At 73.9% G+C, this 24,899-nt stretch carries 26 protein-coding genes and 3 tRNA genes; 20 read left to right on the top strand and 9 right to left on the bottom strand.

The window, feature by feature from the left end:
* Entirely contained in the window at positions 1 to 618 is a 618-nt protein-coding gene (locus BLU55_RS16285) for a DUF47 domain-containing protein (protein WP_091731843.1), read from the bottom strand.
* Positions 619 to 729: 111 nt separating this feature from the next.
* Between BLU55_RS16285 and BLU55_RS16280 the strand changes: the two genes are divergently transcribed.
* The 3 genes from BLU55_RS16280 to BLU55_RS16270 are packed head-to-tail and all read left to right on the top strand — an operon-like array spanning position 730 to position 3,514.
* Positions 730 to 1,041, top strand: coding sequence for a metal-sensitive transcriptional regulator (locus BLU55_RS16280; protein WP_091731841.1), 312 nt, complete (start codon positions 730 to 732; stop codon positions 1,039 to 1,041).
* Positions 1,042 to 1,073: 32 nt separating this feature from the next.
* A complete protein-coding gene (locus BLU55_RS16275; protein ID WP_091731839.1) occupies positions 1,074 to 1,271 on the top strand; it encodes a heavy-metal-associated domain-containing protein in 198 nt (65 codons plus the stop codon).
* Between the two features lie 26 nt (positions 1,272 to 1,297).
* Complete coding sequence (locus BLU55_RS16270; RefSeq protein ID WP_091731836.1) at positions 1,298 to 3,514, top strand: heavy metal translocating P-type ATPase; 2,217 nt, start codon at positions 1,298 to 1,300, stop codon at positions 3,512 to 3,514.
* Here BLU55_RS16270 and BLU55_RS19660 read toward each other — a convergent pair.
* The gene (locus tag BLU55_RS19660) at positions 3,511 to 3,681 is read right to left on the bottom strand and encodes a hypothetical protein (protein WP_172833925.1); all 171 of its coding nucleotides are present in this window, start codon (positions 3,679 to 3,681) and stop codon (positions 3,511 to 3,513) included. The genes BLU55_RS16270 and BLU55_RS19660 overlap by 4 nt on opposite strands.
* Positions 3,682 to 3,842: 161 nt before the next feature.
* On the bottom strand, positions 3,843 to 4,046 hold the full coding sequence (locus BLU55_RS16265) for a cold-shock protein (protein ID WP_091731833.1): 204 nt from the start codon (positions 4,044 to 4,046) through the stop codon (positions 3,843 to 3,845).
* A gap of 462 nt (positions 4,047 to 4,508) precedes the next feature.
* Here BLU55_RS16265 and BLU55_RS19805 point away from each other — a divergent pair, with 462 nt between their 5' ends.
* From BLU55_RS19805 to BLU55_RS16250, 3 genes are all read left to right on the top strand, one after another.
* Entirely contained in the window at positions 4,509 to 5,540 is a 1,032-nt protein-coding gene (locus tag BLU55_RS19805; protein ID WP_197681022.1) for a hypothetical protein, read from the top strand.
* Between the two features lie 197 nt (positions 5,541 to 5,737).
* The gene (locus BLU55_RS16255) at positions 5,738 to 6,847 is read left to right on the top strand and encodes an acyltransferase family protein (protein ID WP_091731829.1); all 1,110 of its coding nucleotides are present in this window, start codon (positions 5,738 to 5,740) and stop codon (positions 6,845 to 6,847) included.
* Between the two features lie 84 nt (positions 6,848 to 6,931).
* On the top strand, positions 6,932 to 7,357 hold the full coding sequence (locus BLU55_RS16250) for a MerR family transcriptional regulator (RefSeq protein WP_091731827.1): 426 nt from the start codon (positions 6,932 to 6,934) through the stop codon (positions 7,355 to 7,357).
* Here the strand turns inward: BLU55_RS16250 and BLU55_RS16245 are convergent.
* On the bottom strand, positions 7,275 to 8,276 hold the full coding sequence (locus tag BLU55_RS16245; protein ID WP_091731824.1) for an aminoglycoside phosphotransferase family protein: 1,002 nt from the start codon (positions 8,274 to 8,276) through the stop codon (positions 7,275 to 7,277). The genes BLU55_RS16250 and BLU55_RS16245 overlap by 83 nt on opposite strands.
* A gap of 125 nt (positions 8,277 to 8,401) precedes the next feature.
* Here BLU55_RS16245 and BLU55_RS16240 point away from each other — a divergent pair.
* Positions 8,402 to 8,474 (top strand) — tRNA-Lys (locus tag BLU55_RS16240).
* A 107-nt stretch (positions 8,475 to 8,581) separates the two neighbouring features.
* On the opposite strand, the gene BLU55_RS16235 is transcribed toward BLU55_RS16240, so the two are convergent.
* Positions 8,582 to 9,562 (bottom strand): helix-turn-helix transcriptional regulator, encoded by a 981-nt coding sequence (locus BLU55_RS16235; protein ID WP_091731822.1) that lies wholly within the window; start codon positions 9,560 to 9,562, stop codon positions 8,582 to 8,584.
* Positions 9,563 to 9,623: 61 nt separating this feature from the next.
* Between BLU55_RS16235 and BLU55_RS16230 the strand changes: the two genes are divergently transcribed.
* A complete protein-coding gene (locus tag BLU55_RS16230) occupies positions 9,624 to 10,235 on the top strand; it encodes a mycothiol transferase (protein ID WP_091731819.1) in 612 nt (203 codons plus the stop codon).
* 6 nt (positions 10,236 to 10,241) lie between these two features.
* On the opposite strand, the gene BLU55_RS16225 is transcribed toward BLU55_RS16230, so the two are convergent.
* Entirely contained in the window at positions 10,242 to 10,961 is a 720-nt protein-coding gene (locus BLU55_RS16225; protein ID WP_091731816.1) for a hypothetical protein, read from the bottom strand.
* A gap of 79 nt (positions 10,962 to 11,040) precedes the next feature.
* Positions 11,041 to 12,495 carry an NAD(P)/FAD-dependent oxidoreductase gene (locus BLU55_RS16220; RefSeq protein WP_091731813.1) on the bottom strand — a complete coding sequence of 485 codons (1,455 nt, stop codon included), beginning with the start codon at positions 12,493 to 12,495 and terminating at the stop codon, positions 11,041 to 11,043.
* Positions 12,496 to 12,598: 103 nt separating this feature from the next.
* Here BLU55_RS16220 and BLU55_RS16215 point away from each other — a divergent pair, with 103 nt between their 5' ends.
* The 5 genes from BLU55_RS16215 (at position 12,599) to BLU55_RS16195 (ending at position 17,329) form a co-directional block, all read left to right on the top strand.
* Complete coding sequence (locus tag BLU55_RS16215; protein WP_091731811.1) at positions 12,599 to 13,975, top strand: mycothione reductase; 1,377 nt, start codon at positions 12,599 to 12,601, stop codon at positions 13,973 to 13,975.
* A gap of 73 nt (positions 13,976 to 14,048) precedes the next feature.
* Positions 14,049 to 15,017, top strand: coding sequence for an ATP-binding protein (locus BLU55_RS19555; protein ID WP_197681021.1), 969 nt, complete (start codon positions 14,049 to 14,051; stop codon positions 15,015 to 15,017).
* Positions 15,014 to 15,463 carry a FluC/FEX family fluoride channel gene (locus BLU55_RS16205; protein ID WP_197681020.1) on the top strand — a complete coding sequence of 150 codons (450 nt, stop codon included), beginning with the start codon at positions 15,014 to 15,016 and terminating at the stop codon, positions 15,461 to 15,463. Before BLU55_RS19555 ends, BLU55_RS16205 begins: the two co-directional genes overlap by 4 nt.
* A complete protein-coding gene (locus BLU55_RS16200; protein ID WP_091731809.1) occupies positions 15,460 to 15,816 on the top strand; it encodes a fluoride efflux transporter FluC in 357 nt (118 codons plus the stop codon). Before BLU55_RS16205 ends, BLU55_RS16200 begins: the two co-directional genes overlap by 4 nt.
* A 10-nt stretch (positions 15,817 to 15,826) precedes the next feature.
* Positions 15,827 to 17,329 carry an amidohydrolase gene (locus tag BLU55_RS16195; protein ID WP_091734109.1) on the top strand — a complete coding sequence of 501 codons (1,503 nt, stop codon included), beginning with the start codon at positions 15,827 to 15,829 and terminating at the stop codon, positions 17,327 to 17,329.
* Here BLU55_RS16195 and BLU55_RS16190 read toward each other — a convergent pair.
* Positions 17,326 to 18,543 (bottom strand): PucR family transcriptional regulator, encoded by a 1,218-nt coding sequence (locus tag BLU55_RS16190; protein ID WP_091731806.1) that lies wholly within the window; start codon positions 18,541 to 18,543, stop codon positions 17,326 to 17,328. The two genes, BLU55_RS16195 and BLU55_RS16190, sit on opposite strands and share 4 nt — an antisense overlap.
* 85 nt (positions 18,544 to 18,628) lie before the next feature.
* On the opposite strand from BLU55_RS16190, the gene BLU55_RS16185 reads away from it, so the two are divergent.
* The 7 genes from BLU55_RS16185 to BLU55_RS16155 all read left to right on the top strand — a co-directional run bounded on the left by BLU55_RS16185 (position 18,629) and on the right by BLU55_RS16155 (position 24,066).
* Positions 18,629 to 19,777 carry a ferredoxin reductase gene (locus BLU55_RS16185; protein WP_231916919.1) on the top strand — a complete coding sequence of 383 codons (1,149 nt, stop codon included), beginning with the start codon at positions 18,629 to 18,631 and terminating at the stop codon, positions 19,775 to 19,777.
* Positions 19,778 to 19,838: 61 nt separating this feature from the next.
* On the top strand, positions 19,839 to 20,993 hold the full coding sequence (locus BLU55_RS16180) for a fatty acid desaturase family protein (RefSeq protein ID WP_091731801.1): 1,155 nt from the start codon (positions 19,839 to 19,841) through the stop codon (positions 20,991 to 20,993).
* Between the two features lie 242 nt (positions 20,994 to 21,235).
* Positions 21,236 to 21,583 carry a metallopeptidase family protein gene (locus BLU55_RS16175; protein WP_091731798.1) on the top strand — a complete coding sequence of 116 codons (348 nt, stop codon included), beginning with the start codon at positions 21,236 to 21,238 and terminating at the stop codon, positions 21,581 to 21,583.
* 57 nt (positions 21,584 to 21,640) lie between these two features.
* A tRNA-Glu gene (locus BLU55_RS16170) sits at positions 21,641 to 21,713 on the top strand.
* 98 nt (positions 21,714 to 21,811) lie between these two features.
* Positions 21,812 to 21,888, top strand: a tRNA-Asp gene (locus BLU55_RS16165).
* A 127-nt stretch (positions 21,889 to 22,015) separates the two neighbouring features.
* Positions 22,016 to 22,450 carry an SRPBCC family protein gene (locus BLU55_RS16160; RefSeq protein WP_091731795.1) on the top strand — a complete coding sequence of 145 codons (435 nt, stop codon included), beginning with the start codon at positions 22,016 to 22,018 and terminating at the stop codon, positions 22,448 to 22,450.
* Positions 22,447 to 24,066, top strand: a complete 1,620-nt coding sequence (locus tag BLU55_RS16155) for a phytoene desaturase family protein (protein ID WP_091731793.1) — start codon at positions 22,447 to 22,449, stop codon at positions 24,064 to 24,066. The genes BLU55_RS16160 and BLU55_RS16155 overlap by 4 nt, the downstream gene beginning before the upstream one ends.
* Here the strand turns inward: BLU55_RS16155 and BLU55_RS16150 are convergent.
* The gene (locus tag BLU55_RS16150) at positions 24,059 to 24,835 is read right to left on the bottom strand and encodes an SDR family oxidoreductase (RefSeq protein ID WP_091731789.1); all 777 of its coding nucleotides are present in this window, start codon (positions 24,833 to 24,835) and stop codon (positions 24,059 to 24,061) included. The two genes, BLU55_RS16155 and BLU55_RS16150, sit on opposite strands and share 8 nt — an antisense overlap.
* Positions 24,836 to 24,899: the final 64 nt, after the last annotated feature.

Below are 24,899 nucleotides of genomic sequence, written 5' to 3'. Positions count from 1 at the left end.
TCAGGACTCCTTGGCGTGGATCTGCTCCACCGTGTGGGCGACCTTCTCGAAGGCGTCGACGGCGCTCTCGAGGGCCTCGACGATGTCCTTGAGCTTGAGCACCTCGAGGGCGTCGTACGCCCCGCCGAACAGCAGCGCGAGGATCCGCCGGAAGCTCTGGTCGCCGGCGTTCTCGAGGCGGTTGATCTCGATCCAGTACTCCTCGAGGCCCTTCATCGAGCGCAGCTTGGGCATCGTCTCCGCCGTCAGCTCGGCGCAGCGCTGCAGCACCTCGACCTGCTCGGCGATCTCCGCCGGCAGCGTGCCGACCTCGTAGAGGACGGTCAGGTCGACCGCCTCCTCCATGAAGTCCATGACGTCGTCGAGGCCCGAGGCGAGGGCGTAGATGTCCTCGCGGTCGAAGGGCGTCACGAAGGTGTTGTTGACCCGCGACGCGATCTCGTGGGTGGTCTCGTCGGCGCGATGCTCCGCGTCGCGCATCCGCGAGGCGATCTCCGAGCGGTCGGCGCCCTCCGCGAGCATCTCGGCGAGGATGTCGGCTCCCTGGACCAGGTGGCCGGCCGCCGTCTGGAACAGGACGTAGAACTCGTTGTCGACTGGCTTGAAGCGCAGCGCCACTGGTGAACTCCAGGTGAGCGGGATCAGAACGCACACATGCTAGGCGGTGTCGGCTCCGTCGCTGCAACTCGGTGGCTTGAAGTACCCCCAGGGGGTATGTAGGGTGGTCGCATGTCCGAGCACCCCGGCTACCACGACCACAGGGACGACTACCTCAAGCGACTGCGCCGCATCGAGGGCCAGGTCCGTGGCCTGCAGCGCATGGTGACCGACGACGTCTACTGCATCGACATCCTCACCCAGGTCTCGGCCGTCAAGAGCGCCCTGCAGAGCGTCTCCGTCGGTCTGGTCCAGGACCACCTCGGCCACTGCGTCCAGGACGCCGTGACCGGGGCGGCCGAGGGCGACGAGGCAGGTCGGGCCCGGGCCGAGGCCAAGGTCGCCGAGGCCAGCGCCGCCATCACCCGGCTCCTCAAGAGCTGAACCCACCCACCACCACCACGAGAGGCACCCCCATGAGCACGACGTACGACGTCAGCGGCATGACCTGCGGCCACTGCGCCCAGGCCGTCACCACCGAGGTCTCGGGCATCACCGGCGTCACCGGCGTCCAGGTCGACGTCGAGACCGGCAAGGTCACCGTCGAGGGCGAGGGCTTCACCGACGCCCAGGTCGCCGAGGCGGTCGACGAGGCCGGCTACGCGCTGGCCTGATCCACCCCCACCACCAGGAGCACCCCATGACCCTCACCCCGGCGTACGACGCCCCGCGCAGCGACCAGCCCGACAGCGAGCAGCAGTCGGTCGACCTGCTCGTGGGCGGGATGACCTGCGCCTCGTGCGTGGGCCGGGTGGAGAAGAAGCTCAACCGGCTCGACGGGGTGACGGCGACGGTCAACCTCGCCACGGCCTCGGCGCACGTCGAGTTCGACCCGGCCCTGGCCGACACCGACCTGCTGGTGGCCACCGTCGAGCGCACCGGCTACAGCGCCTCGCTGCCCGGCCCCGACGACGACCCCGCGGCCGAGGAGGACGCCCACGCCCGGGTGCTGCTCCGCCGGCTGCTCGTGGCGGCCCCGCTGACCCTGGTCGTCGTGGTGCTGGCGATGGCGCCGGGCGGGCCCCGGTTGCCGTGGGTGCAGCTGCTGCTCGCCCTGCCCGTCGTGGCGTACGCCGGCTGGCCGTTCCACCGCGCGGCCGCTGTCAACGCCCGTCACCTGGCCTCCACGATGGACACGCTGGTCTCGATCGGCACGCTCACCGCCACGGCGTGGTCGGTGGTGGAGCTGCTGCGGGGCGAGCGGCACCTCTACCTCGAGGTGGCCGCCACCGTGACCACCTTCCTGCTGCTCGGCCGGTGGCTCGAGGCCCGGGCCAAGTCGCGGGCCGGGTCGGCGCTGCACGCGCTCCTCGAGCTCGGCGCCACCCGTGCGGTGCTCCTGGAGGAGGACCCGTCGGGGAGCAGCGGCGAGCGCGAGGTCGACGTCGCGGTGCTGCGCCCCGGCATGCGGGTGCTGGTCCGGCCCGGCGCCCAGGTGCCGACCGACGGCCGCGTCAGCGAGGGCCGCAGCGCGGTCGACGAGTCGATGGTGACCGGCGAGAGCCTGCCCGTGGAGAAGACGGTCGGCGACGAGGTCGTCGGAGGCACCCTCAACACCGAGGGCCGGCTGGTCGTCGAGGTGACCCGGATCGGGCGCGACACCCTGCTGGCCCGCATCCGCCAGTCGGTGGTCGACGCCCAGACCGGCAAGGCCCCGATCCAGCGGCTCGCCGACCGCGTCTCGGCGGTCTTCGTGCCCGTCGTGCTGGCCGTGGCGGTCGTGACCGCCGCCGCCTGGCTGCTGGCCGGCCAGGGCGCCGACGCCGCGGTCACCGCCGCCGTCGCCGTGCTGGTGATCGCGTGCCCGTGCGCGCTCGGCCTGGCCACGCCCACCGCGATCCTGGTCGGCACGGGCCGCGCGGCCCAGCTCGGCGTGGTGATCCGCAGCGCCGAGACCCTGGAGCGGTCGCGCACGGTCACCACCGTGGTCCTCGACAAGACCGGCACCCTGACCACGGGCCGGATGCAGGTCCACGCCGCGGTGGGCGATCCCGAGGCGCTGGTCCTGGCCGCCGCGCTGGAGCGGCTCAGCGAGCACCCCGTCGCGCGCGCCGTCGTGGAGCACGTCACCGCGACCACGCCCGAGCTGCCGCGGGCGACCGACTTCACCAACCGCCCCGGGCTGGGCGTGCACGGCACCGTGGCCGGCCACGAGGTCCGGGTCGGCGCCGCCCCCGAGCCCGCGACGCTGCCGGGCGAGCTCGCCGAGGCCGTCACCACCGCCCGCACCCAGGGCCGCACCACGATCCTCGTCACCGTCGACGACCAGCCGGCTGCCGTGCTCGCGGTCGGCGACACCGTCAAGCCGGAGAGCCGCGAGGCCGTCGAGGCGATGCACCGGCTCGGGCTGCGCACCGTGCTGCTCACGGGCGACCACGAGACCGCGGCCCGTCACGTGGCGGCCGAGCTCGGCATCCAGACCGTCGTGGCCGGCGTGCGCCCCGAGGACAAGCTGGGCGAGGTCGAGCGGCTGCAGCAGGCCGGCGAGACCGTCGCGATGGTCGGCGACGGGGTCAACGACGCGGCGGCGCTGGTGCAGGCCGACCTCGGCATCGCCATCGGTACCGGCACCGACGCGGCCATCGAGGCGGGCGACCTGACGCTGGTCAGCGGCGACCCCCGCCTGGTGGTCACCTCGCTGCTGCTCTCCCGCGCCACCCTGCGCACGATCCGGCAGAACCTGTTCTGGGCGTTCGCCTACAACGTGGTCGGGATCCCGGTGGCGGCGGCGGGCCTGCTCAACCCGATGGTCGCCGGGGCGGCCATGGCGGCCTCGAGCGTGTGCGTGGTGGGCAACTCGCTGCGGCTCCGGCGCTTCGCGCCTGCCGGCGGCCGCGGCGGGCGGGGAGCTCGCTAGCTCCCGGCCGACTCGCGGCGCGGCCTCGGCACGACGCCGAGGACCTGGTCGATCTCGTGGGGACTGAGCTGCTGCTCGGACTGGTTGGCGGCCACGATCAGGTTGGCCGTCAGCTCGACCTCGGCCAGCAGCTCGTCGTCCTCGAGCCGGACGTCGTACGGATCCATCGGACGTTCCCCCTACATATCCCCCGGAGGTGATTCTCTACCCGATCGGTGTGGGCGAGAAACAAACCTTCGGTATGTGTCCGAGATGCCCGTCGGACATCTCCCCGGACAGCACGAAGGGCCCCGACCTTGCGGTCGGAGCCCTTCGCTGCGTCAGTCGATCAGACCGCGCGGACGTTCTCCGCCTGGGGACCCTTGGGGCCCTGCGTGACGTCGAACTCGACCTTCTGGTTCTCGTCGAGGGACTTGTAGCCCTGCGACTGGATCGCGGAGTAGTGGACGAACACGTCGTCACCACCGTTCTCCTGAGCGATGAAGCCGAAACCCTTTTCGGCGTTGAACCACTTGACGGTGCCCTGAGCCATGCTGGTGTTCTCCTGTTACTGAGGCCTGAGACCGCCACTTCAGCGGCCTCTGCAAGGTGCGGGTGATACGCCGTCCCACCTCGCAAGCCTTGTAGCAAAGAGAAGAAACGCCGTTGGATCACAAACTCCAACGAGCGTTGTCGTAACCGCTGGAACTTGCACCCTGCACTCACGACAGTAGCAACTCCACCGAGGGCTTGTCGCATGGGTCCGCCACCGGGGCGTCGCGAGCCCCCGCCACGACCCCGCCAGGACCCTGCCGTGAGCCCGGCGCGAGCCTGCCGGGGCGCCCGGCGCGGCCCGCCGGCAGGACGCAGGTCACACGTCCGGGACCGAGGGTGACCGGCTCGCGGTCACCCGGTCGACCCGGCGGCGGCGGTGCGCGATGCTCTCCTCGGCGGCCCCGTGCCCGGCGGCCGCCAGGGCCGTCACCGCGCGCGGTGACCGAGTGGGAGGAACCCGATGACCGACACCGAGGACCGCACGGGATCCGGGGGCGCCTCGGGGGTCAGGCGGCTGCTCGGCCGGTGGCGCCGCGACGAGGGCCACCCCCCGACCCACGCCGCCGACAAGCACCACCCCGCGCCCGGCGCGCCCGGGGCGTCCGGGGCGTCCGGCACGGCCGGCGACGCGGCCACGCCGACCGAGGAGCGCTGGGTCTTCCACCGCGCCGAGGACGGGCTCGGCCACACCGGGTGGCTCTACCACTACGCCGACGGCACCTTCGCGACCGAGGACGGCACCGTCTACGAGTACGACGACCCGGCCCCCGCGCCCTCCCCTGCACCCCACCCCGAGCCCGCTGCTGCCGAGCCGAAGCCCGAGCCGGAGCCCGAGCCGGAGCCCGAGCCGGAGCCCGAGCCGGAGCCCGAGCCCGAGCCCGAGCCGGAGCCCGAGCCCGAGCCCGAGCCGGAGCCGGAGCCCGAGCCCGAGCCGGAGCCGGAGCCGGAGCCCGAGCCGGAGCCGGAGCCCACGCCGGAACCGGAGCCGGAGCCCGAACCGGCCGCGAAGCACGAACCCGAGCCCACCCCACCCCCGACCCCGGAGCGCGACGCCAGCCCGGTGCCGGCGTTCGTGCAGTGGACGCCGAACCAGCTGACGCCGTACGTCCTGGGCGCCCTGCTGCTCGTGGGCGGGGTGGCGTCGGTGTTCGCGGCCATCCACGCGATCGAGGTGCAGACCTCCGCGAGCGTGCTGCTGCTGGTGCTGTGCGTGGCCGTGCTGGCGGCGGCGTCGTGGCTGCTGCAGCGCTCCGACGGCACCGTGGTGACCGTGCGGGACGGCGTCGTCGAGCTCGAGGGCCGCGGCGGGACCGAGCGCTACGACCTGGGCTCCGACGACGTGCGCGCCGAGGTCGACCAGGGCGGCTCCCGCGGCTGGCAGGCCCGGCTGCACGAGGGCGACCGGTCCAGCGTGGTGCGCCGCCACCACGTCGACCCGAAGCTCTTCACCCGGATCGTCGAGCACCACCAGGGCGGCCGCTCGGCCTCCTAGCCCGCCTCGCCCCCTGACGCGTCACCACCCCCAGGACCCCGGTCTAGTCGGCCGGGGTCCTGCCACGTCCGGACGCTGACATGACCTTTACGTGACTGTCAGGTCATCGTTACCCTCACGTCAAGGTGAGGTTGCTCGGAGCGCACCGACCTCCCGGACCACGAGCAGGACCGCGACGACACCGGGAGCGCCACGACATGACCGCCACGGCCCGGACCAGCCCGCCGGACCCCGCCGCGCGCCCGACGCTGGCGTCGACCTTCGACCCGCGCGCCAACAGCCTGGCGGTGCTGCGGCTGCTCCTGGCCACGACGGTGGCGCTCGTCCACGCGACCGAGCTGGCGCGCGGCTGGCGCCCGGAGATCGCCTCCACCGAGATCGGAGCGGTCGCGGTCGACGGCTTCTTCGTGGTGAGCGGCTTCCTGGTGACCGCGAGCTTCGTGCGCCTGGGGTCCCTGCGCCGCTACGCCTGGCACCGGGCGCTGCGGATCCTGCCCGCCTTCTACGTGTGCCTGGTGCTCACGACCTTCGTCCTCGCACCGGCGATCTCGGCGCTCCAGGGAGCAGGACCGCTCGCGGTCTACCGCGGCGAGGGCTCCGCGCTGGACTACCTGGTCCACAACGCGGGGCTGATGATCCGCCAGTTCACGATCGACACCCTGCCGCCCACCACCCCGGGCGGCGGCAACGTCAACGGCGCGCTGTGGACGCTGTTCTACGAGGCGCTCTGCTACGGCCTGGTCGCCGTGCTCGGCCTGCTCGCCGTGCTGCGCCGGCGGCGGTGGCTCGTCCTGGCGGCGCTCGCGGTCCTGCAGGCGGCCCTGCTCGCCCAGGAGCTGGGCCTCTTTACCCTGCCCGTGGAGAACCTGCCCCGCCTCGTCTTCGTCTTCCTGCTCGGAGCGGCCGCCCACCTCTGGGCCGACCGCATCCGGATCAGCCGGCCGCTGCTCCTGCTCGCGCTCGCGACGTTCGTGGCGAGCGTGCTGCTGCTCGAGGACTACCGGGCCGTAGGCGGGGTCGCCTTCGGCTACGTCGTGGTCCACGCGGTGGTGCGGCTGCCGCTGCGCCAGGAGCCGGCGTACGACCTGTCCTACGGCACCTACATCTTCCACTGGCCGCTCAGCGTGCTCGCCCTGTCGGCCGGGGTCGGGGTGCTGCCGCTGCCGCTCGTGCTCCTGGTCTGCCTCGGCACGACCGGGGTGGCGGCGCTGCTGTCGTGGCGACTCGTCGAGGCGCCGGCACTGCGCCTGAAGTCGGCGACCTGGGTCACCCGGCCGCTGCCCGGGCGCGAGCGCCAGCGCGCCTGAGGCCCCGATCGGGAGGGCTCGACGGCCGAGATCCCACCCCCGCGGGCGCGGCGGCCCGGGTCCGCGTCGGGTTAGGGTGCGCGGATGAGCTCGCCGGACGCCGCCTCGTCCCCCGACGTCGCGTCGGCGGACCGCGACGAGCCGACCCTCAAGGTCGGCGAGGTCGCCGAGCGGGTCCGGCTCTCGCACCGCACCGTGCGCTACTACGACGACGAGGGCCTGCTGACGGCCGCCCGCAGCGCCGGCAACTACCGGCTCTACGCCGAGCGCGACGTGGAGCGGCTGCTCCTCATCCGCGTCCTCAAGCCGCTGGGCTACACGCTCGAGGAGATGCGCGAGCTGCTCCACCTCGTCGCCAGCCTCGAGGACCCCGACCACCGGCCCACCGACCGGGAGCGCGAGGAGCTCGAGACCTTCACCGTGGACGTCAAGCGCCGCCGCGACCGCCTGGCCGAGCAGCTCGCCGCCGCCGACGACTTCTACGCCTCGCTCGAGGGTCGCCTCGGCTGATTGGCCCCGGGCCGGCCGCCAGCAGCTCCAGGCGCCGGCGGCTCTCGGCCGACAGGTCCGGCCGGCTGCTCGCGTAGTAGTCGAGCCCGGCCAGCGCCGGCGCCAGCACCCACCCCGCGGCGCGCGACCAGGTCGGCGCGTCGTACCCCACCCCGAGGCGGTACGCCGCCCGCGCCCGCGCCCCGGGCAGCGTCCAGGCCGGCGCCAGGTCGGCCGCCGGGTCGCCCACTCCGAGACCTCCCCAGTCGATGACGGCGGCGAGCCGGCCGTCGCGGACCAGCAGGTTGCCGGCCTGCAGGTCGCCGTGGAGCCACACCGGCGCGGCCTCCCATGCGGGAGCCGTGACCGCGCGCTCCCACACCTCGCGCAGGGCGGTGACGTCGAGGCCCGGAAGCGGCCCCGCCAGCCGGGCGCGCACCTCGGCGTCGAGGACCCCGAGCGGCCCTCCCCGCTCGCCCGGACCGCGCGCCGGTCCGTCGGCCGGCGCGATCCGCTGGAGCGCGACCACGAGCTCGGCGAGGTCGCGGCCCAGCAGGTCGTCGTCGTCGTGCGCCGTCGGGACGACCCCCTCGATCCACGGCACCACCGACCACGGGTGGGCGTACCCCTCCCCCGGCGCGCCCAGCGCCACCGGCGCCGGGACCTCGCAGCCCCGGTCCCCCGGCAGCCGCTCGCGCAGCCCCTGCCCGAGCACCGGCAGCCAGCGGGCGTCGCGCGCCGCCTGGCCGGCCGCCCACCCGATGACGGGCAGCCGCACCAGCAGGTCGTGGCCGAGTCGGTAGAGGTCGTGGTCGGTCCCCGCCTCGACCACCGGCTCGACCGGCAGGTCGGCCCAGCGGGGGTGCTGGGCGGCCAGCAGGCGCCGCACGAGGTCGACCGAGGTGTCGACCTGGTCGGGGTGCATCCGTCGGCGCGTCATCGCGAGCATCCTGGTGGGCGGCCCCCCGGGTCTCAACCGGTTTCCCGCGCCCGGCCGTGCGGGGAGGGATCCGCCCCTGCGGCATGATGGCCCCCGTCCCGGGCCGGCGCCGGCCCGGCGCACACGGGCCTCTAGCTCAACTGGCAGAGCAGCGGACTTTTAATCCGCGGGTTGTGGGTTCGATCCCCACGGGGCCCACCCGGGCACTGGTGAGCAGGTCGGGTAGTCGGGGTAGTCGGGGTAGTCGGGTAGTCCGCGACGTTCGGCAGCTCGTCGGGGCCTCCTGGCCTGCCGAACGTCTCGGACTACCGACTCTCGGCGGCGCCATCCACCGTCGGCTCGGTGGCGGCCAGGAGGCGCTCGCCGGTGGCGCGGGCGCAGTGGAGGAGCTCGGGCCCGCCGAGGATGCGGTACGCCGCGGGCAGGACCACCAGCTGCTCGGCGTACCACCACGGGTTGGAGGTGCTGCCGACCAGCCGGGTGGTGTGCTCGTCGACGGCCTCGAGCCGGCCGAGGCCGGGGCGCAGCCGGCGGGCGACGGTCTCGAGCGGGGCGTCCACGACCACCTCCGCGGCGTACTCCCAGCCGGAGGCGAGGTGCTGCTCCAGCAGGGCGACGGGGTCGAGTTCGGGCGGCGGCACGAAGCTGCCCTCACGCGGCTCGACGGCCTCGATCCGGTCGACGCGGTAGGCACGGACGGCGTCGCGGGAGGGCGAGCGGCACAGCAGGTACCACCGCGCGTGGCGCACCACGACCGCCCACGGCTCGACCTCGGCGGTCCAGCGGTTGCCGGCCTCGGAGCAGTAGTCCAGCGCGACCACCCGGCGCTGCGCGGCCGCGGCCACCAGGGCCGCCGCGGTCGCCGGGTCGGGGCGGGCGGCCGCGCGGTCGGGGGCGGCCGAGGCGCCGCGGCGCAGCACGTCGGCCTGCGCGGCGACCGGCTGCGGCAGCGCCCGCAGCAGCTTGCCGAGCGCGCTGCCGACCGGGTCGGTGGGGTCGTCGGGGTCGTGGTGGCCGTCGAGCACCGCCATCACCAGCCCCAGCGCCTCGGCCGGGTCGAACAGCAGCGGCGGCAGGCGTACGCCGCGTCCCAGGCGGTAGCCGCCGTACGGCCCGCGCGCGGACTCGACCGGCACCCCGGCCTCGCGCAGCACCGCGACGTAGCGCCGCGCCGCCCGCTCCGACACCTCGAGCCCCGCCGCGAGCCGGGAGGCCGAGATCCCCGGCTGCTCCTGGAGCAGGGCCAGGCACCGCAGCGCCCGGGCCGTCGGGTTGGTGTCGTCCACCCGCCCAGGATCGCAGCAGATCCGGACGCGATCCGTCCGCAACCGGTCTTACGGTGCGGTCATGACCACCTCCCACGACACCAGCACCGACTCCCCCGAGCCTGCCGAGAGCGCCACCAGCGCCGCCCTCGCCTCCGTCGAACCACCCCTGGCCGGCACCGAGGTCGAGCACCTCGTCGCCTCCCTGGAGCGGCTGCGCGCGACCTTCCGCTGGAAGGCCGGGGGCCTCGACGCCGACGGCCTGGCGCTGCGGATCGGGGCCTCGTCGCTGACGCTGGGCAACCTGCTCAAGCACCTCGCACTGGTCGAGGACGTCAGCTTCGCCTGGAAGCTCGCGGGCCGCTCGCCGGGCACCGGTCCGGGCGAGGCGTGGGCCGAGGCCGACTTCGAGGCGGGCGACTGGGAGTTCACCTCGGCCGCGCAGGACACGCCCGAGCAGCTCTACGCCCTGTGGGACGGCGCCGTGCGCCGCTCCCGCGAGCGCTTGCGGGACGCGCTGGCCCAGGGCGGGCTCGACCTGCCCACCCACCAGCAGGACGGGGACGGCCACCACCCGAGCCTGCGGCGGCTGCTGTTCGACCTGCTCGAGGAGTACGGCCGCCACACCGGCCACGCCGACCTGCTCCGCGAGGCGGTCGACGGCGTGGTCGGCGAGGACCCGCCGCAGGGCTGAGCGGCCTCAGCCGAGCACGCGGACCCGCACCTGGTCGGTCGGGTAGCGGACGTCGGCGGCGTAGTAGCGGTGGAACCGGCGGGTCAGCGCGGCCAGGTCACCCGGCGCCATCTTGATGCAGCCGGCGGAGCGGTAGTCGTTCCACCGCGGCACCTCCCAGCGGCAGCGCTGGTCACCGGGGAGGTCGGCGCACTGGCCGTTGTCCACGGTCTGCTCGGAGTGGATGAAGAGCATCTCGCGCAGGGTGCCGTCGCGGCACGGCTTGGCGGCCAGCTCGAAGACCCGGCCGTCGATGTAGGTGCCGTCGCGGCGGTCGTGCTGCACGAACGAGTAGACGCCGTTCGGCAGCCAGCCCTCGCCCTTGGCGCAGGAGTCCTTGGCCCGGGGACCGGTGCCCGAGCCCGCCCGCCAGGCGGCCTCCTCGGTCAGCTTCCACGGCGACCCGGCACCCGACCGCTTCCAGGAGCGCCACACCACGCGCGAGCGGAACGGGCTGCCGTCGACGTTCTTCTCGAACCGGATGGTCGCCTTGCGGCGCAGCACGGGGGCCGCCCGCAGCAGCTGTCCGGACACGACGGGCACGCCGTGCGGCGCGGCCGCGGCGACTCCGGTCGTGGACGGCGCGGTCGCGCCCGACGGGGAGGGGACGGCGACGCCGGTGCCGGCGAGCACGAGGGCGGCCAGGAGCACCACGGTGCGCCGGGCCGCTCGGGGGAAGGAGCTCATCGGGGCAGTCAAGCCCAGGTGGGCGCCTCGCCGCGGGTGCTGCCCCGGCGCGGCGCGGACCGGTGTGTCGGCCGAGCCGTCAGCTGGCGCGACCCCGGGCGCCGGCGTCGGTGAGCCGGGACTCCTCCTCGGCCTGGGCCTCGAGCTGGGCGCGACGGTCCTCGGCCGCGAAGGTGCCGGGCTCGCTGACCAGCTCGGTGGCGCCCTTGGGCAGCCGGCTCAGCGCCGTGCGGGCGAAGATCTGCTGCTCGGTCGCCGTGCGCTGGGAGCGGTCGTTGGACAGGAAGGTCACCGTCCAGTGGATCAGCGCGGTGAACTGGTTCTTGAACCCGGTCAGGTAGATCAGGTGCACGCCCAGCCACATCAGCCACGCGAGCAGCCCGCTCAGCTTGACCTTGCCGATGAGCGCGACGGCGTCGAAGCGCGAGATGGTCGCCATCGAGCCCTTGTCGAAGTACTTGAAGGGCTCCTGGGCGGGCTTGTCCTCGAGCCGGCCCTTGATCTCCTTGGCGGCGTACTTCGCCCCCTGGATGGCCACCTGCGCCACGCCCGGGAGGTTGTTGAGGGCGATCATGTCGCCGACCACGAACACCTCCGGGTGCCCGGGCAGGGTCAGGTCGGGGTTGACGCCGATCCGGCCGGCGCGGTCGAGCGAGGCGCCCGACTGCTCCGCGAGCATCGCGCCCAGGGGGCTGGCCTGCACGCCCGCGGCCCAGATCTTGGTGACGGCCTCGATGCGGCGGCGCTCGCCGCTCTTGTCCTGCACCTCGAGGCCGCGCTCGTCGACGTCGGTCACCATCGCGCCGAGCTGGACCTCGACGCCGAGGTCCTCGAGCGCCTTCTTGCTCTTGGCGCCGAGGTGGGCACCGAAGGGCGGCAGCACCTGCGAGGCGGCGTCGAGGAGGATGACGCGGGCCTCCTTGGTGTTGATGGCCCGGAAGTCGCGCTTGAGGGTCTTGCGGGACAGCTCGGCGATCTGGCCGGCCATCTCGACGCCCGTGGGCCCGGCGCCGACGACCACGAAGGTCAGCAGGTGGTCGACGGGTTCGCCCTTGGAGGCCATGTTCTCGGCCAGCTCGAAGGCACCGAAGATGCGGCCGCGCAGCTCGAGCGCGTCGTCGACGCTCTTCATGCCGGGCGCGAACTCCGCGAAGTGGTCGTTGCCGAAGTAGGACTGCCCCGCACCGGCGGCGACCAGCAGGGTGTCGTACGACGTGACGGTGCGCCGCCCCAGCACCTGGTGGGTGACGGTGCGCGCCTCGAGGTCGACGTCGACGACCTCGCCGAGCAGCACGGTGGCGTTGTCCTGCTTGGCCAGGACCTCGCGGGTCGCGGGGGCGATCTCGCCCTCGGAGAGGATGCCGGTGGCCACCTGGTAGAGCAGCGGCTGGAACAGGTGGTGGGTGGTCTTCGCGATCATCGTGACGTCGACGTCGGCGCGCTTGAGCGCCTTGGTGCCGAAGAGCCCGCCGAAGCCGGAGCCGATGACGACGACCTGGTGCCGATCGGTGTTGCGCTTGTTCACGTCAGCCATAACTCTCATGTTCCCCGTTGTCGTCCCGGGGTGCCAATCCTGCGCGGTTGTCTCCGTCACAGGCCGGCCCACCCCCGCTGGGTCCCTCGGGCACGATGGCGGGGTGACCCACTACGACCTCGCCGTGATCGGCACGGGATCCGGCAACTCCATCGTCGACGAGCGGTTCGCCGGGCGGCGCGTGGCCATCTTCGAGGAGAACCGCTTCGGCGGCACCTGCCTCAACGTCGGGTGCATCCCGACCAAGATGTTCGTCTACCCCGCCGACGTCGCCCGGTCGGCCCGCGAGAGCGACCACCTCGGCCTCGACACGTCGTACGCCGGGGCGCGCTGGCCCGAGATCCGCGACCGGGTCTTCGGCCGGGTCGACGCCATCGAGCGCGGGGGCCGCGACTACCGCAAGGGCCTCGACGGGGTGGACGTCTTCGAGTCGCACGTGAGCTTCGTCGACGACCACACGCTGGTCACCTCGACCGAGGACGGCGGGACCGGCGAGCAGGTGACGGCCGACCAGGTCGTGATCGCCGCGGGCAGCCGGGTGCTGGTCGCCGACATCCCCGGCCTCGAGGACGTCCCCTTCCACACCAGCGACACCGTGATGCGGCTCGAGGAGCTGCCCCGGCGGATGGTGGTCGTGGGCGGCGGCTACGTCGCGGCGGAGTTCGCCCACGTCTTCAGCTCGCTCGGCACCCACGTCACCCAGGTGCAGCGCGGGCCCCGGCTGCTGATGGCCCACGACCAGGACGTGTCCCGCGCCTTCACCGAGGCCGCGACCCGGCAGTGGGACGTGCGCCTCGACGCCACCACCACGGGCGTCGCCCGGCGCGGCGACGGCGTCGTCGTCACCCTCTCCGACGGCACCGAGGTCGCCGCCGACGTGCTGCTCGTGGCCACCGGCCGGGTGCCCAACGCCGACCGGCTCGGGCTGGAGCACACGGGCATCGAGGTGCGCGACGGGATCGTCGTGGTCGACGAGCACCAGCGCACCACCGTCGAGGGCGTCTGGGCCCTCGGTGACGTCAGCAACACCCACCAGCTCAAGCACGTCGCCAACCACGAGGCGCGGATCGTGCAGCACAACCTGCTGCACCCCGACGACCTGCGCGCCAACACCCTCGGACCGGTGCCGAGCGCGGTCTTCACCCACCCGCAGATCGCCAGCGTCGGGCTGCGCGAGGAGGACGCCGTCGACCAGGGCCTCGCGCACCGCGTGGTGCGCCAGGACTACGGCGACGTCGCCTACGGCTGGGCCATGGACAGCCAGCCCGGCGAGGCCTTCCTCAAGCTCGTGGTCTCGGCCGACGGGCAGACCATCCTCGGGGCCCACGCCCTCGGTGCCCAGGCGAGCATCCTGCTCCAGCCGCTGGTGCAGGCGATGAGCCTGGGGCTGTCCCCCGAGCAGGTCGCGCGGGGGCAGTACTGGATCCACCCGTCGCTCGCCGAGGTGGTCGAGAACGCGCTGCTGGGCGTCGTGTCGTGATTCGAGACGCGGCGGTCCGACTTCCCCTACTCTGAGGCAATCGTGCAGGGAGCCGCGGTTCCACGTGCGTGTCGTGTCCGCACACAGGAGCGAGGACGGGTTGCCGCTGACCAAGCGTTCCCTGGTGCTTCCCGCGAGCCCGCCGTCGGTCAAGCTGGCGCGCTCGTGGGTCTCGCGCGTGCTCACCGAGATCGGTCGTCACGACCTCGTGGACTCCGCGGCGCTGGGGGTCTCCGAGCTGGTCACCAACGCCCTCATCCACTCCCAGCCGCCGCTGTCGATCCGCATCCGCGGGACCGTCGACCACCCCCGCATCGAGGTGGTCGACTCCTCCCCCGTGCCGCCCCAGCGCGCGCCCATCGCGCCGGACCCCGAGGACGTCGACGACTTCAACGTGACCACCTTCGGGCGCGGGCTCGACCTGGTCGCCATGATGTCGGCGCGGTGGGGCTCCGACCTCGCCCACGACGGCCGCGGCAAGTCGGTCTGGTTCGAGCCCGGCGGCCCCGACCGCGAGGACCAGCCCAGCGGCGAGATCTTCGCCTTCGACCCCGACCTCGAGCAGGACCCCGGCCTCGACGAGGTGGAGCGCATCGGCATCCGGCTGCTCGGCGTGCCCCCGCGGCTGTTCGAGATGATGCGCCGCTTCCACTTCGAGACCCGGCGCGAGCTGCGGCTGCTGGCGATGACCGCGCCCGAGGACTACCCGATCGCCTCCGAGATCACCGAGGTCTTCACCCAGGCCGACCGCGAGCGCCGCGCGGCGCTCGGGGTCGAGGCGCTCGACCGCGCCATCGAGGACCGGCTCACCAGCATCGACCTCGAGTACGTCGTGCCGGCCACGGCCCCGACCACGATGGCGCGCGTCCGCGACCTGCTGCAGGAGGTCTACCGGGCCTTCTCCCAGGAGCACCTGCTGGCGCTGCGCCCGCCCGAGGTCATCGTGCGGCTCCAGGACTGGTACTTCACCGAGTTCGAGCGGCAGGGCGACGAGGAGGCCCCCACCCGCTGGGACGGCCCCACCACCATGCCGCCTGCGTGAGCGTCACCGCAGGCGCGCGCCCCGCCCCCTCCCCGCGCCCGCCCCTCGCCGGCCTGGTCGCAGCCTCGGCCGGTGGCGCGATCGGGGCCCTGGCCCGGTGGCTGCTGACCCTGGCCGCGCCCACCCCGACCGGCCACTTCCCGACCACCGTGCTGCTGGTCAACGTCGTGGGCGCCGGTCTGCTGGCCGCCGTGCCGCTCGTCCCGGCCGCCCGACACCGACCCTGGGTCGCGGTCTTCCTCGGCACCGGCGTGCTCGGTGGCTTCACCACGATGTCGACCGCCTCGACCGACACGCTGGTGCTCCTCGACGGCGGTCACCCGGGCCTCGCCGCGGCGTACTGCCTCGGGACGCTGGGCGGCGCGCTGCTCGCGGTGCTCGCGGTGCGCCGCCTGGTCACGGCGGCCGACGACGCCCGGGCGCGCGACGAGGGCGGCGACCCGTGACGCCCGCGCTCGCGCTGCTGGTCGCGCTGGGCGCCGCCGTCGGCGCCCCCGTCAGGTACGCCGTCGGCCACCGCCTCGACCGCGACCTGCCCCACCGGCTGCCGTGGGGCACCCTGCTGGTCAACCTGGTCGGCTCGCTGGTCCTCGGCACCCTCGTCGGGGCGGCCGTCGACGGCCACGCGATGGCGCTGCTGGGCGTCGGGTTCTGCGGCGGGCTGACCACCTACTCGTCGTTCGCGGTCCAGGCGGTGGCGGCCGGGGGCCGTCGCGGGGCGGCGTACGCCGTGCTGTCGGTGGGGGGCTGCCTGCTCTGCGCGACCCTGGGGCTCAGCCTCGTCCGCGCCCTGTCCTAGCGTGGTCCCCGTGCCCGCGACCCAGCCCGACCTCGTCCTGCGCCGGACCCGGCTGGTGCCGATCGGGCCGGGCGCCGCCGCCCCGTCCGGTCCCGTCGACGTCCGCCTCTCCGGGGGCCGCGTGGCCGAGGTCGGCGAGCACCTGGACCGCCCCCGGGGCACCGAGGAGCTCGACGCCGACGGCCGCTGGCTGACCCCCGGCCTGTGGGACCAGCACGTCCACCTGGGCCAGTGGGCGCTCGCCTCCCAGCGGCTCGACCTGACCCTGACCCGGTCGCGCCAGCAGGTGCTCGACCAGGTCACCCAGCACCTCCACGACATCGACGAGCTGCCGATCGTCGGGTGGGGCCACCGGCCCGCGACCTGGAGCGAGCCGCCGACGACCGAGGTCCTCGACGAGCTGGCCGGCGACCGGCCGGTCGTGCTGATCGCCGGCGACGGCCACCACGCCTGGCTCAACCGGGCCGCGATGCGGGCGCTGTCGCTGCCCGAGCGCGAGGGCATGGTGAGCGAGAGCGAGTGGTTCGCGACGTACCCCCGCCTGGTCGACCTCGTCGGCACCGACGGCACCGCGCCCGAGGCCTACGTGCACGTGATGCACGAGGCGGCCAAGCGCGGCGTCACCGGCCTGGTCGACCTGGAGTTCGACCAGGCGTTCAGCGCCTGGCCCGGGCGCGTCTCGAGCGGCGCGGGGCTGCTGCGGGTGCGGGTGGGGGCCTACGTCGACACGCTCGACGAGTTCGCCGCCGCCGGCATGCGCACCGGCCAGCTGCTGCCCGACTGCGGTGACCTGGTGACGATGGGGCCGCTGAAGATCATCTCCGACGGGTCGCTCAACACCCGCACGGCCTGGTGCTGCTCGGCGTACGCCGGGGGCGGTCACGGGGCCGCCAACATCTCGGCCGAGGGCCTGCGCGCCGCGCTCGACCACGCGCGTCGCAGCGAGCTCGAGGTCGCGGTCCACGCCATCGGCGACGCGGCGGTCGGTCAGGCGCTGGACGCCTTCGCCGCGACCGGCGTCCGCGGCTCGGTCGAGCACGCCCAGCTGGTCCGCCGCGAGGACTCGCGCCGGATGGCGGCGCTCGGCGTGCGCGCCAGCGTGCAGCCCGCCCACCTGCTCGACGACCGCGCGCTCACCGAGGTGCTGTGGCCCGACCGCACCGAGCGCTGCTTCGCGCTGCGCTGGTTCGTCGACGACGGCGTGGAGGTCGTGCTCGGCAGCGACGCCCCCGTGGCCCCGCTCGACCCGTGGCTGGCGATCGCGGCCGCGGTGCACCGCGGCGCCGGCGACGACGACCCCTGGCACCCCGAGCAGTCGCTCACCGCGGCCGAGGCGCTGGCGGCCAGCACCGACGGCCGCGGCACGGTCGCGGTCGGCGACCTCGCCGACCTCGCCCTGCTCGACACCGACCCGCTGCCCAGCGGCACCCCGCGGGACCAGGCTGCGCAGCTGACCGGCATCCGCTCCGACGCCACCTGGGTCGCGGGCCGGCTGGTGCACGGCTCGCTCTAGCCGGCCGTGCCCGCCTCGGGGGCCGCGTCGTCGTCGGTCGCCCGGCCCGCGACGTCGAGGGTGCCGAGCGCCACCGTCAGCTCGAGCACCGCGCGCGGGTCGTCGAGCCGCTCCCCGTAGGCCTCGCGCAGCTGCGACATCCGGTAGCGCACGGTCTGGGGGTGGACGAACAGGTCGGCGGCCACGGCGTCGCGGCGGCCGTGGTGCAGCAGCCACGAGCGCAGCGTCTCGACGAGCTTCTCGGTGCTGCTGGCGCCCCGGTCGGCGAGCGGCGCCAGGGCCTGCGCGCGCAGGTCGGCCAGGGCGTCGGGGTCGGCCCCCAGCACCAGCTCGGTCAGGTGGGCCTCGGTGTCGGGGCCGAGCTCCAGCGCGCGCACGCGCAGCGCCCGCTCCAGCGAGGCGCGCACGGCGGTGGTCGGGCGCGCCGGGCCCACCACGGCCGCCCGGTGCTCGAGCGCCCGCAGCAGCGAGGTGCGGCGGTGGCCGTGCACGTCGGGCACCAGCAGCGCCGCCAGGTCGCTCTCGCCGCCCGCGGACAGCGGCTCGCCCGAGTGGACCGTCTCGGCGGGCAGCGACGGCAGCACCGCCCGGACCTGCGACTCGGGCACCAGCACCACCGTCAGCGTCTCGGGCCACGGCCAGTCGGCCTGGGCGGCGGTCGCCGCCACCACCTCGTCGTCGGCGCCGGAGAGCAGCTGGGCGGCGAGCCGCTCCAGGAGCCGCTGCCGCACCCGACCGGTGGTCTCGAGCTCGTCGTTGTGGCCCGCCACGCTCGCCGCCGACAGCTCGTCGATGTAGGCGAAGACCAGCTCGGCGAAGCGCCCCACGGTCTCGGCGTCGACGCCCGAGCGGACCGCCGCCGTCGACAGCTCGCGCCACGAGACCCGCGCCCCGATCCGGTAGGCCTGCAGCAGCGCGTCGACCGAGCGGCCGCTGCGGGCCTCGCCCCGGCCGAGCTGGTAGGCCCCGTCGACCGCCGTGGCCGTCGGCGACTGCTCCGCGCCGCGCGAGCGCTCGGCCAGCGAGAGGAAGCCGCCCAGCGCGAGCTCGACCGCGGTGCTGATGGTCTGCCCCATCGACCCGGTGAGAGCATCGGAGTAGCTCGGCACCTCCTCCGTGATCGCGGCGATGGTGCGCTCCGCGACGTCGGGCAGCGTCCTGCGCAGCTCGGTGACGGTGCGCTTGCCGAGGTGCAACGAGGCTTTTCGGGCCATCTTTTGTTCCTCACGAACAAGACAGGGCCTGGGATTCACGCCCGCTGGTCATGACTTTAGCCCCCCGATGGCGAACAGTAGAAGCATGGCCACCACGACCTCCTCCCCTCGACCCACCGGGTCGGCACGCGGGACCAGCCGTGACTGGACGCGCACGCTGCGACGTGGCGCGCTCCGCGTCGCCGAGCTGGCAGCGACCCCGCTGGTGCCCGACGACTACCTCGACGTCTTCAACCCGCTGCGCGCGGGCGCGGCCCTGCGCGGCCGGGTCGAGGAGGTCCACCCCGAGACCGCCGACGCCGCCACCATCGTCATCAGGCCCGGCGCCGACTGGGCCGGCCACGTGCCGGGCCAGTACGTCCGCATCGGCATCGACGTCGACGGCGTCCGCCAGTGGCGCGCCTACTCCCTGACCCACGGCCCCCGCGCCGACGGCCGCATCTCGATCACCGTCAAGGCGGTGCCGGACGGCAAGGTCAGCCACCACCTCGTCCACCGCGCCCCCGTCGGCGCGCTGGTCCACCTCGAGCAGGCCACCGGCGACTTCGTGCTGCCGACCGAGGGCGGCAAGCTGCTGTTCGTCACCGCCGGCTCGGGCATCACCCCGGTCATCGGGATGCTGCGCAACCTCTTCCCCGTGACCGACTCCGGCGCCCTGGAGCTCGAGCGCAGCGCGGCGTACGACATCACGGTCGTGCACGTCGCGCCGACCGAGCCCGACTCGATCTTCCTCGACCAGCTGCGCGTGCTCGACCGCGCCGGCCTGATCCACCTCGTGGCCCGCTACGACGACGAGCACGGCGTCCTCGACGTGGGCGACCTGGCCACGCTGGTCCCCGACCTCGACGCCCGCACCACGCTGGCCTGCGGCCCCGCCGGCCTGCTGGCCGCGCTCGAGGAGCACCACACCGCCCGCGGGCTCGAGCTGCTCACCGAGCAGTTCCGCGCCACCACGCTGGTCACCGGCGAGGGCGGCACCGTCGACTTCACCGAGAGCGGCATCTCGCTCGAGGCCAGCGGCGACCGCCCGATCCTGGACCAGGCCGAGGAGGCCGGGGTGCTGATGCCCAGCGGCTGCCGCATGGGCGTCTGCTTCGGGTGCGTGCTCCCGCTGCGCGAAGGGGTCGTCCGCGACCTGCGCAGCGGCGACATCACCTCCGCCGTCGAGGGCGACGGCGTCAACATCCAGACCTGCATCTCCGCCGCCGCCGGCCCCTGCCGCATCGGCCACTGAGCTCACCGACCACCTGCCCGATCCACGCTCGACCTGATCACCCGACACGAAGGAGATCACCATGACCGTCCTGCAGAAGCAGACCGAGAACCCCATCGCCCACCTCACCGCCGAGGACATCGAGCAGATCGGGCGCGAGCTCGACGCCATCCGCGCCGAGGTCGTCGCCCAGCGCGGCGAGAGCGACGCGGCGTACATCCGCAAGGTGATCGACGTGCAGCGCAAGCTCGAGCTCGGCTCGCGCGCCGTGCTGCTCTTCTCGCTGTTCCCGCCGGCCTGGGTCGCGGGCACCGCCGGCCTCACCGTGGCGAAGATCCTCGAGAACATGGAGATCGGCCACAACGTCATGCACGGCCAGTGGGACTGGATGCGCGACCCGAAGATCCACTCGACCACCTGGGAGTGGGACAACGCCTCCCCGGCCGAGCAGTGGAAGCACTCCCACAACGAGCTGCACCACACCTACACGAACGTCGTCGGCAAGGACAACGACCTCGGCTACGGCATCATGCGCGTCGACGAGGACCAGCGCTGGCACCCCTTCTACCTCGCGCAGCCGCTGTGGAACTTCATCAACGCCTGCTTCTTCGAGTACGGCATCGCGGCCTACGACCTCGAGCTCGGCAAGAACATCAAGAAGAAGCGCACCAAGAGCCCCGAGTTCAAGGCCAAGCTGAAGCAGACCCTCGGCAAGATCAAGAAGCAGGCCACCAAGGACTACGTGGTGCACCCGCTGCTGTCGGGCCCCTCGGCGCTCAACACGCTGGCCGCCAACTTCGTGGCGAACCTGGGCCGCAACCTGTGGACCCACTCGGTCATCATGTGCGGCCACTTCCCCGAGGGCGTGTCCACCTTCGAGAAGAAGTCGATCGAGGGCGAGACCAAGGGCGAGTGGTACGTCCGCCAGATGCTCGGCTCGGCCAACATCACCGGCTCGCGCGCCATGCACATCGCCACCGGCAACCTGAGCTACCAGATCGAGCACCACCTCTTCCCCGACCTCCCCAGCAACCGCTACCAGGAGATCGCCCCCAAGGTGGAGGCGCTGTTCGAGCGCTACGGCCTGACCTACACGACCGGCTCGCTGCCCAAGCAGGTCGCCTCCGCGTGGCACAAGGTCATCCGGCTCTCGCTGCCCAACGACTTCATGGCCCGCAAGGTCAACCCCACCCCCATTGCCCCCCGCCGCGAGGCCGAGGAGCGCGTGGCCGCCTGACCGCCCCGCACGTCGTACGCCGTGCCGACGCCCCACTGGTGCTCCAGCGGGGCGTCGGTGCGTCCGGGGGGGTGCGGTGGCTCCTCCGACCGTTGGGGGGATAGTCCGAGACGTTCGGCAGCACGATTCGGGCACAACGGGTGCCGAACGTCTCGGACTATCCCGCTCGGTCGGCCCCACGGTCGGTCCCCACGGGTACGCCGCACGACCGACCGCCACCACCCGGCTCCTACCGTGAGCACATGGAGATCGGCGAGCAGGAGTTCGAGGGGCTGGTGTCCGAGGCGCTCGACGGGGTGCCGGCGGAGCTGGCCGCGCTGATGGACAACGTCGTGGTGCTGGTGGAGGACGAGCCGCCGGCCGAGGAGCCGGACCTGCTGGGGCTCTACGAGGGCATCCCGCTGACCCAGCGCGACTCGGCGTACACCTTCGCCCAGCCCGACCGGATCCTCGTCTTCCGGGGGCCGCTGACGCGGATGTGCGAGACGCCCGAGGAGCTGGTCGAGGAGGTCCGGATCACGGTCGTGCACGAGATCGCGCACCACTTCGGCATCGGCGACCACGCGCTCCACGACCTCGGCTACGCCTGAGCGGCACCTCGCCGGGGCGTCCCCTAGACTGCTGCGCGTCGTCCTCCGGGGCGGCGGGCCCCCATCGTCTAGTGGCCCAGGACCCCGCCCTTTCACGGCGGTAGCACGGGTTCGAATCCCGTTGGGGGTGCCGATTTCAGAGTCGGAGCAGGTGTGAGTTAGAGTTCCGTCGCTTCGCAAAACACCGCGAAGCCCCAGCACGACCAGCACCACACGCAGCACCATCGAGGCCCCGTAGCGCAGTTGGTTAGCGCGCCGCCCTGTCACGGCGGAGGCCGCGGGTTCGAGTCCCGTCGGGGTCGCCACCACGAGGGCGAGGTCACCATGACCTCGCCCTCGTCGCACGTCCGGGGTCGGACGGCACGCCCGTGTGACGTACGCCGCCCGGGCCGCCCGGGGGTGTGCTCCGCGCTCGTCGGGTACAGGTCGGCCATGGCAGTCGTCGAACGTCTCGTCCAGTCCCCCTCCGACACGATCTGGGAGGTCCTCGGCGACGGCTGGCTCTACCCCGTCTGGGTCGTCGGCGCCTCGCGGATGCGCGAGGTCGACGACTCCTGGCCCGCGGTGGGTGCCGAGCTGCACCACTCCGTCGGCGCCTGGCCCGCGCTGCTCGACGACACCACCCAGGTGCTCGAGTGCGAGCCGGGCACGCACCTGCTGCTCACCGCGAGGGGGTGGCCCATGGGGGAGGCGCGGGTCGACATCCGGCTCGCCCCCGAGGGCACCGCGACCCGGGTGAGGCTGGAGGAGGACGCCGTGTCGGGGCCGGGCGCGCTGGTGCCCCGTCCGCTGCGCTCGCCGGGCATCGCCTGGCGCAACACCGAGACCCTGCGGCGGCTGGCCTTCCTCGCCGAGCGACGCCGATGAGCGGCACCGGTCCGCTGCACGGCGTCGGGGAGAGCGTCGACGCGGTCGTCGTCGGCGCCGGACCCAACGGCCTGGTCGCGGCCAACCTGCTCGTCGACGCCGGCTGGTCGGTCGTCGTGCTCGAGGCCCAGGACACGCTCGGCGGTGCGGTGCGAAGCGACCGCGAGCTGCACCCCGACTACGTCCAGGACACCTTCTCGGCGTTCTACCCCCTGGCTGCGGCTTCCGGGGCGATCCGCTCGCTCCACCTCGAGGACCACGGGCTCGCGTGGTCCCACGCCCCGGCGGTCCTCGGCCACGCGTTCGCCGACGGCGGCTGGGCGCTGCAGGACCGCGACCGCGAGCTCACCGCCCGCTGGATGGAGGACGAGCAGCCCGGCGACGGCGAGGCCTGGCTGCGGCTGTGCGAGCAGTGGGACCGCGTCGGCGGCTCGGTCGTGGACGCGCTGCTGAGCCCGTTCCCCCCGGTGCGCGCCGGCCTGCGCGGGCTGACCCAGCTGCCGTCGGCCGGCCCCGGCCTGGTGGCCGACCTGCTGCGCTCGGTGATCGGCCTGGGCGACCACCGCTTCCGCGGGCGGGCGCCGAAGGTCCTGCTCGCCGGCAACGCCGGGCACGCCGACCTGCCGCTCGACGGCATCGGCTCGGGCGTCTTCGCGCTGATGCTCACCATGACCGGCCAGCAGCACGGCTTCCCGGTGCCGGTCGGCGGCGCGGGCGAGCTGACGCAGGCGCTCGCGCGGCGCTTCGAGGCGGCCGGCGGCGAGATCCGCCTGGGCACCCCCGTCGTCGGCCTGGACCTCCGCGACGGCCGGGTGCGCACCGTGCGCACCGCCGGCGGCCCGACGTACGACGCCCGCCGCGCGGTCGTGGCCTCCGTCGTCGCCACCGAGCTGTACGGCGACCTCGTCCAGCAGGGCGACCTGCCCGCCCGGGTGCGGTGGGGCATGAAGCGGTTCCGCCTCGACCCGAGCACCGTCAAGGTCGACTGGGCGCTCTCGGGGCCGGTGCCGTGGGCCAGCCGTCCCGCCAAGGCCCCGGGGACCGTGCACGTCGCCGACGACCGCGACCAGCTCGTCGAGGCCACCGCTCAGGTCGCCGCCGGGATGGTCCCCGACAAGCCCTTCCTGCTGACCGGCCAGATGACCACCAGCGACCCCACCCGCTCGCCCGCGGGCACGGAGTCGCTGTGGGCCTACACCCACGTGCCGCAGCCGGCCGAGCACCGCGGTGACGTCGCGGGCGAGCTCACCGGCCGCTGGGACCACGACGACCTCGAGCGGTTCGGCGACCGGGTGCAGCAGCGCCTGGAGCGGCTCGCGCCGGGCTTCGGCAGCCGCGTCGTGGCCCGCCGCGTGCTCGGCCCCCACCAGCTGGAGGAGCGCGACGCCAACCTGGTCGGTGGCGCCATCAACGGCGGCACCTCTCGGATCGGCCAGGAGCTGGTGCTGCGCCCGGTGCCGGGACTGGGCCGGGCCGAGAGCGGCGTGCCCGGCCTCTACCTCGCCTCCGCGTCGGCCCACCCGGGCGGGGGCGTCCACGGCGCGCCCGGCGCCAACGCCGCCAGGGCGGCGCTGGCGCACCACCGGGTGCGGCGCGCGGTGCCCTGGATCAGCTGAAGACCATGCCGCCGTCGACCAGCACGGACTGCCCGGTCATGTAGTCGGAGTCGGGGCCGGCGAGGAAGCTGACCAGCTTGGCCACGTCCTCGCCGGTCGAGACCCGGCCGAGCGCGATCCCGGCCGCCATCGCCTGCATCGACTCGCCCTTGCCGACGTGGTTGATCTCGCCGAGGTCGTGGTCGATCTCCTCCCACATCGTGGTGTCCACGATGCCGGGGCAGTAGGCGTTGACCGTGATGCCGTGCGAGGCCCACTCCTGGGCGGCGCTCTGGGTCAGCGACCGGACGGCGAACTTGGAGGAGCAGTAGACCCCGAGCAGCGCGAAGCCCTTGTGGGCCGCGATCGAGGCGGCGCCGATGATCTTGCCGCCGCCGCCCTGCGCGATCATCTGGCGGGCGGCCTCGGTGTAGCAGAGGAAGACGCCGCGGCCGTTCACCGCGTGCACCGCGTCGTACTCCTCGGGCGTCACGTCGAGCAGCGCCTTGGTCTGCGCGATGCCGGCGTTGGCGACCATGACGTCGAGCGAGCCGAGCTCGGCCACGGTGTCGGCCACCAGGGCCCGCACCGACCCGGGGTCGGAGACGTCGCCGGTCAGCGCCACCACCCGCGTGGCAGCCCCGTCGGCCAGCTCCCGGGCGGTGGTCTCCAGCTCGTCGCGCATCGACGGCAGGTCCGAGACGGCGACGTCGTGGCCGTCGGCGACCAGGCGCGTGGCGATGGCCTTCCCGATCCCGCGGGCGGCTCCGGTGACGTGGGCGACGGTCATGGGGTCCTCCGAGGGACGGCGACGGGTGGGTGTCGCGCCACCGTAGGAGCGCCCCGCCCGCAGC

Source organism: Nocardioides scoriae, from assembly GCF_900104965.1.
Taxonomy (GTDB): Bacteria; Actinomycetota; Actinomycetes; order Propionibacteriales; family Nocardioidaceae; genus Marmoricola; species Marmoricola scoriae.
The sequence above is the reverse complement of the archived record's forward strand: the minus strand, read 5'-3'. Positions and strand labels throughout refer to the sequence as shown.

Excerpts from the sequence above, each read along its gene's own strand:
- BLU55_RS16280 (WP_091731841.1), top strand. The coding sequence starts at position 730 with ATGTCCGAGCACCCCGGCTACCACGACCACAGGGACGACTACCTCAAG.
- BLU55_RS16275 (WP_091731839.1), top strand. The coding sequence starts at position 1,074 with ATGAGCACGACGTACGACGTCAGCGGCATGACCTGCGGCCACTGCGCC.
- BLU55_RS16270 (WP_091731836.1), top strand. The coding sequence starts at position 1,298 with ATGACCCTCACCCCGGCGTACGACGCCCCGCGCAGCGACCAGCCCGAC.
- BLU55_RS19660 (WP_172833925.1), bottom strand. The coding sequence starts at position 3,681 with ATGGATCCGTACGACGTCCGGCTCGAGGACGACGAGCTGCTGGCCGAG.
- BLU55_RS16265 (WP_091731833.1), bottom strand. The coding sequence starts at position 4,046 with ATGGCTCAGGGCACCGTCAAGTGGTTCAACGCCGAAAAGGGTTTCGGC.
- BLU55_RS19805 (WP_197681022.1), top strand. The coding sequence starts at position 4,509 with ATGACCGACACCGAGGACCGCACGGGATCCGGGGGCGCCTCGGGGGTC.
- BLU55_RS16255 (WP_091731829.1), top strand. The coding sequence starts at position 5,738 with ATGACCGCCACGGCCCGGACCAGCCCGCCGGACCCCGCCGCGCGCCCG.
- BLU55_RS16250 (WP_091731827.1), top strand. The coding sequence starts at position 6,932 with ATGAGCTCGCCGGACGCCGCCTCGTCCCCCGACGTCGCGTCGGCGGAC.
- BLU55_RS16245 (WP_091731824.1), bottom strand. The coding sequence starts at position 8,276 with ATGACGCGCCGACGGATGCACCCCGACCAGGTCGACACCTCGGTCGAC.
- BLU55_RS16230 (WP_091731819.1), top strand. The coding sequence starts at position 9,624 with ATGACCACCTCCCACGACACCAGCACCGACTCCCCCGAGCCTGCCGAG.
- BLU55_RS16225 (WP_091731816.1), bottom strand. The coding sequence starts at position 10,961 with ATGAGCTCCTTCCCCCGAGCGGCCCGGCGCACCGTGGTGCTCCTGGCC.
- BLU55_RS16220 (WP_091731813.1), bottom strand. The coding sequence starts at position 12,495 with ATGGCTGACGTGAACAAGCGCAACACCGATCGGCACCAGGTCGTCGTC.
- BLU55_RS16190 (WP_091731806.1), bottom strand. The coding sequence starts at position 18,543 with ATGGCCCGAAAAGCCTCGTTGCACCTCGGCAAGCGCACCGTCACCGAG.
- BLU55_RS16185 (WP_231916919.1), top strand. The coding sequence starts at position 18,629 with ATGGCCACCACGACCTCCTCCCCTCGACCCACCGGGTCGGCACGCGGG.
- BLU55_RS16180 (WP_091731801.1), top strand. The coding sequence starts at position 19,839 with ATGACCGTCCTGCAGAAGCAGACCGAGAACCCCATCGCCCACCTCACC.
- BLU55_RS16175 (WP_091731798.1), top strand. The coding sequence starts at position 21,236 with ATGGAGATCGGCGAGCAGGAGTTCGAGGGGCTGGTGTCCGAGGCGCTC.
- BLU55_RS16160 (WP_091731795.1), top strand. The coding sequence starts at position 22,016 with ATGGCAGTCGTCGAACGTCTCGTCCAGTCCCCCTCCGACACGATCTGG.
- BLU55_RS16155 (WP_091731793.1), top strand. The coding sequence starts at position 22,447 with ATGAGCGGCACCGGTCCGCTGCACGGCGTCGGGGAGAGCGTCGACGCG.
- BLU55_RS16150 (WP_091731789.1), bottom strand. The coding sequence starts at position 24,835 with ATGACCGTCGCCCACGTCACCGGAGCCGCCCGCGGGATCGGGAAGGCC.